Raw genomic sequence first — 7720 nt, 5'->3', positions numbered from 1 at the left:
GTGGCGCGCGGCTACTGGCGCCGTCCGGACCTGACCGCGGAGCGTTTCGTACCCGATGCGTACGGGCCTGCCGGCAGCCGCCTGTACCGCACCGGGGACCTGTGCGTGCGCTGGGCCGATGGCACGACGGTGTACCAGGGGCGGTTGGACCACCAAGTCAAGATCCGCGGGTACCGGGTCGAGCTGGGGGAGATCGAGTCGGTGTTGGGTGCGCACCCGGCCGTGGAGTCGGCGGTGGTGGTGCTGGCGGCCGGCGAACGCCTGAGCGCGTACGTGGTCCCGGTCGCGGGCGCGGCGCTGAAACCTGAGCAATTGCGCGCGTGGCTGGCGGAGCGCTTGCCGGAGTACATGGTGCCGGGCGCATGGCAGACGCTGAGGGCCTTGCCGTTGACGCGCAACGGCAAGGTGGACCGCAGTGCGCTACCGGCGATCGAAGCGCGCGGCAGTGGCCGCGCCTACCGTGCGCCGACCAATGCGGTAGAAGCGCAACTGACGGAGGTCTGGCAACACGTGCTGGGCGTCGCCCAGGTCGGGATCGACGACAATTTCTTCGAGCTCGGTGGCGATTCGATCATCGCCATCCAGATCGCCGCACGCGCCAACCGCCTGGGTTTTGCATTGCAGCCCAAGCGCATCTTCCAGGCACAGACCATTGCTGTGATCGCCATGGGACTGGAAGCGAGCGCACCGGCTGCGGCGACATCGCATGCGCCGGCCCACGGGCGCATGGCGCTGCTGCCGAGTCAGGCGCGCTTTTTCGCGCTGCATCCCGAAGGCCTGGACCATTACAATCAGGCCGTTTATCTGCGCAGCGGCGCGGCTTTGCGCTGGCCGGCGCTACGCGGCGCGCTCGCGGCGGTGCATGCACGCCACGACGGCCTGAACTCGTGCTTCGCGCGCGACGATCAGGGCAACTGGTGGCAGGACATCAGTACCGAGGCCGCGCCGCCGGCGCCATTGCTGGTCGACCTGTCCGCATTGCCGGCGCAACGGCGCGAGGCAGCGCGCGAAGCCGCCGCCGCCGCCGCACAGGCTTCGCTGAGCGTGAGCGGCGGCGTGCTCAGCCGTTTGCTGGTGTTCGTCGAAACGACGCATCCGGGATCGATGCGGCTGCTGTGGCTGTTCCACCATCTGCTGGTGGACGGGGTGTCCTGGAGGATCTTGCTGGAAGATATCAATATCGCCTATTCGCAGATCTGCGCCGGTCGCGCGCCCGCCCTGGGCGAGAAGAGTTCGCCGCTGGCATCGTGGTCGCAGGCCGTGTTACGGCACGCACACGCAGCGCATGCACGCGGGGAGGTCGAATGGTGGGAGTCGGTCGCCGGGCCACGCGCAGCGCAGTCCGCCTCGCGCACTACGGGCAGCATCGACACCGTGTCGATCGAGCTCGACGCCAGCACCACCGACATCATCCTCAAGACCCTGCCGCGCGCGTTCGGTACCGAAGTCAACGACGCCCTGCTGACCGCGCTGGCACTAGCCTTCCAACGCTGGAACGGCAGCGACCGGTTGCTGGTGGAACTGGAGGGTCACGGCCGCGAGGCGATCGATCCTGGCCTGGACACCACTGCCACGGTAGGCTGGTTCACCTCGCGCTATCCGGTGCTGCTTCCGGCCGCGACCGCGGTCGCCCCTGGACGCCTGCTGGCTGGCGTGAAGGAGACGCTGCGTGCCACGCCGGAACACGGCATCGGTTACGGCGCGCTGCGCTACGGCAGCACCGACGCCACGGTACGTGCGCGCATGCGGGCGCTGGCCGAAGCTGAGGTCAGTTTCAACTACATGGGCCAGTTCGGGCGTAGCGCCGAGCGGACCGACGTCGCCTTCGATGTGCTGCCTGAGAAGGTCGCGAACCTGCACGGCGCCACTGCTCGCCGCACTCAGCCGCTGGCCATCACCGGCACCGTGGCCGAAGGCCGGATGGCGTTGCAGATCTCCGTCGACCAGGGGTATTGCAGCCGCAGTGAGGCCGAGCGTCTGGGTGCGCTGCTGCTGCAGGCGCTGAGCGAACTGGCCCAGGTCGCAGTGGCAGGCGCGCATCCAGGATGCACCCCCTCCGACTATCCTGGCTGTGAACTGGACCAGGACGGACTGGAGCGGCTCCTCGCCGATTGCGGCGGGCGCGAGCGGATCGAGTCGATCCATCCGGTCTCGCCGCTGCAGCACGGCATGCTGTTCGAAACCCAATTGCGGCCAGGCACTGGCGTGAACATGCTGCAGCTCGATCTCGCGGTCAGCGGCGAGCTCGACCCGGCGGCGATGCGCCAGGCCTGGAATGACGTGGCCGCGCGCCACCCGATCTTGCGCACCGTGTTCCATGGTCTGGACAGCGAACAGCCACGGCAGCTGGCGATGCTGGGCGCGCCAGTGGCCTGGGACGAGCACGATCTGCGTGAATTCGACGACCGGGAACGCACCCGCCGCGGCGATGCGCTGATGGCCAGAGACCGCACCGCCATGATCGATCTGGGGCGTCAGGTAGCGTCGCGGGTGCGTCTGCTGCGCCTGGGCGAGGACGCGTACCGCATGCTGTGGACCCGTCATCACGCTCTGGTGGATGGCTGGTCGAGCGCGATCGTGTTGCGCGAACTGATGCAGGCCTATGCCCAGCGCAGCCAGGCAGAAGCGCCGGCCCTGCCGGCGGCGCGCTCCTACGGCAGCTACATTCGCTGGATGCGCGACCGGCAGCGTAATGGCGATGCCGCACCCTACTGGCGCGATTACCTGCGCGACGTGACCCGGCCGACCCGTGCCGGCGCGCGCGCCGACTGGCATCGCATGCTGTCGCACGAGACCGCCGCCGAGTACCAGACGACCGTGCCGGCGGACCTGGTCGAGGCCATGCGCGATTTCGCCCGCCGCGAGCAACTCACCGCGGGCTGCGTCTACCAGGCCGCGTGGGGCGTGGCGCTTGCCGCGCAAGAGGGGCGCGATGATGTCGTCTACGGCACCGTCGCCTCCGGTCGCCCGGCCGAGCTGGATGGGGTGGAGACCATCGTCGGTCCGCTGATCAACACCTTGCCGCTGCGCTTGCGGCCACCGCGTGGGCAGGCCAGCGTGCCGTGGTTGCGCGAGATCCAGGCGCGCCTTCTGGAACACGAGAGCAACAGCCACTTGCCGCTGGCGCAGATCCAGAAACATAGCGGCGTGGCCGGCGGCGAGCCGCTGTTCGCTTCGCTGCTGGTCGTACAGAATTTCATCACCGACACCCAGCGCCGCGACATCGAGCGTGACCGCAAGCGCCTGGGCGTGGAACTGGAGCCGGCGCCCACCGCGTACAAGATCAGCTATCCGTTGACCGCGTTCGTGGCGCTAGCCGGCGAGCATTCGTTGCGGCTGTGCTACGACCCGGGCCAGTTCGACGCCGATACCGTGGCCGCCATCGCCGCCGACGTGCTCGCTGCGCTGGCGCAGCTGGTGCAGGGGGAGGTGCCGGCGGCGCCGGCACGCGAGCCCGACGCGGGCGCGCAGGCGATGTACTTCCACCATATCGGGGTCGCCTGCGCCGACATCGCCGCCGGTGTGGCCTTCGTGCGGTCGCAGTTCCGGGTCGAAACAGTCGGCGACACCGTATACGATCCGCTGCAGGACGCGAGCCTGTGCCTGATCCAGGTCGCGGGCGGAATGCGCATCGAGCTGGTATCCGGGCCCCAGGTGGCTGGACTGCTGGCGCGTGGCATCACCCTGTACCACACCTGCTATGAGGTCGATGACCTCGAAGCGGCGCTGGCTGGTACATTGGCCAACGGCGGCACCTTGGTGGCCGAGCCGAAGCCGGCGATATTGTTCGATCAGCGCCGTGTCGCGTTCGTGCAGACCCCCATTGGCCTGCTGGAATTGCTGGAACGGCATGCAGCCGTGGCTGTGTCGGAATCGGGGTTCGAGCCCGGATCCACGGTACTCGCTGCAACCGCCGCCGCGCCCGAACGCGAACTGGTAGTGGCCGGCACGTTCACGGTTGCTCCGATGCATGAGGCCCTGGCGCATTTCGCCCAATGGTCCGGCCTGCCGGTGCGGGTGGAGATGGCGCCGTATGCGCAGTTGTTCCAGCAGTTGGTCGACACCCACAGCGTGATGCGCCGCAACGCGCAAGGCGCCAATCTGCTGGTTGTGCGGCTGGAAGACTGGCTTGGCAGCGCGGTGCAGCCGGACCTGGCCGCGCTCGAACGCAATGTGGCCCAGTTTTGTGAGGTGCTTGGCGCTGCCGCTTCCGGCAGCGCCGTGCCGTATCTGTTGCTGATCGCACCAGCCTCGCCGCGGCTGAACGAGGATGCCGAACTGGCGGCGGCCTGCCGTCGCGAACAGCAGCGCCTGATCGAGCTGGCGGAGCAATGGCCGGCAGTGCAGGTCGTCGAAGGCGACAAGGTGCTGGACAGCTTCGGCTTGCGCGGTTGGTTCGACGAGGACAGCGAACGGCTGGCGCATCTGCCCTACAGCGCAGATGCGATGACCGCGCTGGCCGTCGGCGCGGTGCGCGCCTGGCACGGTCTGCAGCGTGCGCCGGTGAAGGTGCTGGTTGCCGATTGCGATCAGACCTTGTGGGGCGGCGTTTGCGCCGAGGTCGGTGCCGCAGGCGTGTCGCTGTCGCCGGTGCGGCTGGCGCTGCAGGACCTGCTGGTGAGCCTGCACGACGCTGGCGTGCTGCTCTGCCTGTGCAGCCGCAACGTCGAGAGTGACGTGATGGCAGTGTTCGACGGCCGCAGCGAAATGCGGCTGAAGCGCGAACATTTGACCGCATGGCGCATCAACTGGCGTTCAAAGCCCGACAACCTGCGCGAATTGGCTGCCGAACTCGGCCTTGGCCTGGACAGTTTCGTGTTCCTCGACGACGACCCGGTCCAATGTGCGCAGATGCGCAGCGCCTGCCCACAGGTGTTGACGCTGGAAGTACCCGAGGACGAAGCCGCGATCATGCCGTTGCTGCGTCAGGTATGGGCGTTGGACGTACGCGTTGGCGGCGAGGAAAGTCGCAGACGTGGGCAGATGTATCGGCAGAACCGTTTACGCACCATCGCTGCATCCGATGCGCCGAGCCTGGCGGGCTTCATCGCGTCGCTTGAGTTGGTGATCGGCATCGACCCGGTGGGCGAACGCGAGCTCGCCCGTGTGTCCGAGCTGACCGTGCGCACAAATCAGTTCAACCTCAATGGCCGGCGCCGGACCGAGGCCGAGCTCGCCCGCGAACTGCGTGTCGGCGGATTGGACGGCTTCTGTGTCCGCCTGCGCGACCGCTTCGGCGACTACGGTCTCATCGGCGTGATGCTGTACCGCCGCGTCGCAGATGCGTTGCATGTCGATACCTTCCTGTTGAGCTGCCGCGCGCTCGGACGCGGCGTCGAGCACGCTATGCTGCGCGAGTTGGGCAGGCGCGCGCTCGCATCGGGATGCGGTTCGCTTGAACTGACGTTGGTCGCGAGCGAACGCAATGCGCCGGCGCGCGATTTTCTGGCAGCCGCCTTCGGCGGCTACGCTGCCGATGCAGCCGGCACGCCATATATCGTGCCGGCGCACGCGGCGGCAGCGCTGGAGTGGGAGATCGGGCAGGCGCATGCGGTCGAAGCCGATACCGGTACGTTGGTCGATCCGGAACCCGATGCAACGACGGCCGCGAGCGCCGACGGCCGGGTCGAATCGACGATGTCATCGGCCGTGGCCCGCGTACCCTATGAAGCCATGGCGCGAGCGCTTGTCGATCTCAGTGGCGTCACCACTGCCCTGCAACTGGCCGCATTGCCGGCGGGCCGCACGTTGCGCCAGTACGAACCGCCGCGAGGTTCGATCGAACACAGACTTTGCACGCTCTACGGCGAACTGCTGGGCGTTGGTCGGGTAGGCATCAAGGACCACTTCTTCGAACTGGGCGGGCATTCGCTGCTGGCGACCCGGCTGGTGGCCGCATGCCAGCGCGAATTCGGCGTCGAGCTGCCGCTTGCGCGGATCTTCGAGGCGCCGGTGGTGGAAGATTTCGCCAACTTGCTGCAGGCCCTGCAGTGGGCGCAGTTGTCGGCCGAGGGATCGGGCGAGGCATTGGACGAAGCGATGGACGAAGGGGCGGTATGAAGTCTGCATTGGCATTGTTGGCGGAATTTCAAGCACTGGACATCCGGTTGTGGGTCGACCGGGAGCAACTGCGCTACCGCGCGCCAGAGGGGCGGATGACGCCGGATTTGCTCGACCGCCTGCGTGCGCACAAGGCCAATTTGATTCGGTGCCTGTCCGCGCCTGCCGACTCCTCACGCGAGCAACCCCTGCTGCGTCGCGCCGCTGCCGATACGCCACTGCGGATGTCCTACGCCCAGGAGCGGCTATGGTTCCTGGACAAGCTCGCTGGCGGATCGCCGCACTACAACATGCTGTTCGGCATGCGCCTGCGTGGCGTCCTCGATGCGCAGGCGGTGCAGGCTGCGGTGATGGCCATCGTCGAGCGTCATCACGTGCTCAGGACCCGTTATCCGGAGATCGATGGCACGGTGACGCCGGAACTGCGGCCGTCCGCGGAACTGGCATTCTCGTTGGAGCGTGCGGCCGGCGCCGATCCCGAGCGTTTGCTGGCCGAAGAGGCGGCATATCGTTTCGATCTGGCCGCGGCCAGTCCGCTGCGGGTGCGTCTGCTGAACCTGGACGAGCACGACCATGTCTTGCTGATCAACATGCACCACATCCTTTCGGATGGTTGGTCGCTTGGCGTGTTCGCCCGCGAGTTCGCCCATGGTTACGCCGCCCACAGCCGGGGCATGGCCCAGCGCGGCATCGACGAGGCGGCGCTGCAGTACAGCGATTACGCGCATTGGCAGCGCGACACCTTGCACCAGGAGGCGTTCGCGCGTCAGTTGGACTACTGGCGCCTGCGCCTGAACGACTTGCCCGAATTGCTGGAGTTGCCGCTCGACCATCCACGTCCTCCCGTGCTCGGCAACCAGGGTGGATCGGTACGATTCGAGGTTCCCGCTGCACTGGCGGAGCGCCTGCGCACGGTGGCGCTGGTCGAGGGCGCGACGCCATTCATGTGCCAGCTTGCCGCATTCCAGGCGCTGCTGGCGCGGTGGTCGGGCCAGGACGATATCGCCGTAGGTTCGGCGATGTCCGGCCGCACTCACGAGGCGCTGCACGGGCTGATCGGGCTCTTTGTCAATACCATCGTGCTGCGTAGTCGGGTCGCCGGCACACACACCTTCCGCGAGCTGCTGCGCGAGGTCAAACAGACCGTGCTCGATGCGCAAACCTATCAGGACGTACCCTTCGAGCAAATAGTCGACGCGCTGAAGGTCCAGCGCTCGCTGAGCCATACACCGTTGTTCCAGACCATGTTCCTGTTCGGCCGTGGCCAGTCCGACAAGGCGCCGTCGTGGCCGGGCATGGAGGTCTCGCAGATCCAGCGTCAGGCCAATACAGCCAAGTTCGATCTGACCCTGTCGCTGGACGAAAGTGTCCACGGGTTAAGCGGTGTGTTCGAATACAACGCACAGCTGTTCGATGCCAGCACCATAGAGCGTTTGTCGCAGCTGTTTCTGCAATTGCTTTACGCAGTGGTGGATGCGCCGGATGGCCCGCTGTCGGAGGTGGATCTGCTGGGCGAGGCAGGGCGATCGCAACTGCTCGGCTATGGGCGTGGCGAACCGGCGCGGACGCAAGACCCGCGGCCATTGCATGCGATCGTGGCGGCGCATGCGCTGGCCAAACCGGATGCGGTGGCGCTGTCCGACCGCGGTGGCCAGTTGAG

Annotated in this window: 2 protein-coding genes; both read left to right on the top strand. The window is 67.2% G+C overall.

Going from position 1 to position 7720, the window contains the following annotated elements:
- Positions 1-105 precede the first annotated feature (105 nt).
- Complete coding sequence (locus tag JR064_RS22790) at positions 106-6060, top strand: HAD-IIIC family phosphatase (protein WP_338123916.1); 5955 nt, start codon at positions 106-108, stop codon at positions 6058-6060.
- The coding region (locus tag JR064_RS22785; protein WP_241093254.1) for a condensation domain-containing protein at positions 6057-7720 on the top strand (1664 nt) is incomplete at its 3' end. The genes JR064_RS22790 and JR064_RS22785, both read left to right, overlap by 4 nt.

Origin of the sequence: Xanthomonas bonasiae, from assembly GCF_017163705.1 — a bacterium.
GTDB classification, from domain to species: Bacteria; Pseudomonadota; Gammaproteobacteria; order Xanthomonadales; family Xanthomonadaceae; genus Xanthomonas_A; species Xanthomonas_A bonasiae.
This window is presented reverse-complemented; position numbering and strand designations above follow the sequence as displayed.